Origin of the sequence: Streptomyces cahuitamycinicus, assembly GCF_002891435.1 — a bacterium.
Lineage (GTDB): Bacteria > Actinomycetota > Actinomycetes > Streptomycetales > Streptomycetaceae > Streptomyces > Streptomyces cahuitamycinicus.
In genome coordinates, this window is the sequence record NZ_POUC01000831.1 from 1 (window position 1) to 1325 (window position 1325).

A 1325-nucleotide genomic window follows, 5' to 3' on the forward strand; every position below is an offset into this window, starting at 1 on the left:
GCTTGGAGCAGGCCGCGGCTGTAGGGGTGGCGGGGGCCGGGTGAGCCGAAGAAGGCCGTGGTGTCGGCGAGTTCGACGATCCGTCCGGCGTACATGACCGCGACCCGGTCGGCGATGCGCTCGGCGGCGGCCAGATCGTGGGTGATCATCAGCAGGGCCCGTCCGCGACCGCTGCCGCCCGGGTCGTCGACGTGCCGCCGCAGTTCGTCGGCCGTACGGTCCACGAGGTCGCGGTCGAGTCCGGTGGTGGGTTCGTCGGCGAGCAGCAGGGGTGCGTCACCGACCAGAGCGAGGGCGGTGGCGGCGCGCTGGGCGAGACCGCCGGACAACTGGTGGGGGTGGCGGTCGAGGTGGTCCGCGGGGAACGCGGCCCGTTCCGCGGCGGCCTCGGCGGCGGCCCGCAGGGCGGCGCGCCCCCGGGTCGCGGTCAACGCGGCGACGGTCTCCTCCAGTTGGGACCGGACGGTACGGACCGGGGTGAGGTGGGCGGCCGGGCTCTGCGGTACGAGGCCGATGAGCCGCCCCCGTACGGTGCGGGCGAGGGTCCGCTCGCCGGCCGTGAGCAGGTCCAGGTCGCCGAGGAGGGCCGAGCCTGCGGTCTGGGCGTTGCCGGGGAGCAGTCCGAGCAGGGCGGAGGCCAGCACGGACTTGCCGCAGCCGCTCTCCCCGATCAGGGCCAGACACTCGCCGGGCGCCACGTCGAACCGCGCGTCGGTGACGGCGGCGACGCGGCGCCCGCCGGGCATGAGGAACCGCACGGACAGTCCGCGCACGGACAGCACGGGGGTCACGGACTCCATACCGGCGCTCACAGCATCAGCTCCGATCGGTGACGGGGGTTGATCCGCTCCCGCCAGGCCCCGGCGAGTCCGGCGATGGCGAGGGTGGGGACGATGAGGAAGAGGCCCGGGAAGAGGGTCGGCCACCACTGGCCGGCGAGGAGGGAGCCGCGGGCACTCTGGATCAGGGTGCCGAGGCTCGCCGTGTGCGTGGGCAGCCCTAGCCCGAGGAAGGACAGTGCCGACTCGTGCCACATGGCGTGCGGCACCATCAGCACGGCGGCGAGCGCGGCCTGGGGCAGGACGGCGGGCAGCAGGTGCCGTACCGTCACCCGCCACCGGGAGGCCCCGCCGGAGACGGCGGCGTCGACGTACGGCCGCGACCGCAGCGACAGCACCTCGGCACGGACGATCCGGGCCGTGGACAGCCAGTGGGTCAGCGCGACCGAGACGACCACCGGCCACACCCCGGGGCGGAACATGGCGACGATGAAGATGCCGAGCAGCAGCTGTCCCTTATACACATCTGACGCTGCCGACGAACTC

At 74.1% G+C, this 1325-nt stretch carries 2 protein-coding genes; both read right to left on the reverse strand.

Annotated elements, in window-relative coordinates:
* The coding region (locus tag C1J00_RS43250; protein ID WP_102914218.1) for an ATP-binding cassette domain-containing protein at positions 1-800 on the reverse strand (800 nt) is incomplete at its 3' end.
* Positions 801-808: 8 nt separating this feature from the next.
* Positions 809-1325, reverse strand: a 517-nt coding sequence (locus C1J00_RS48670) for an ABC transporter permease (RefSeq protein ID WP_146046413.1), incomplete at its 5' end; no start/stop codon positions are given.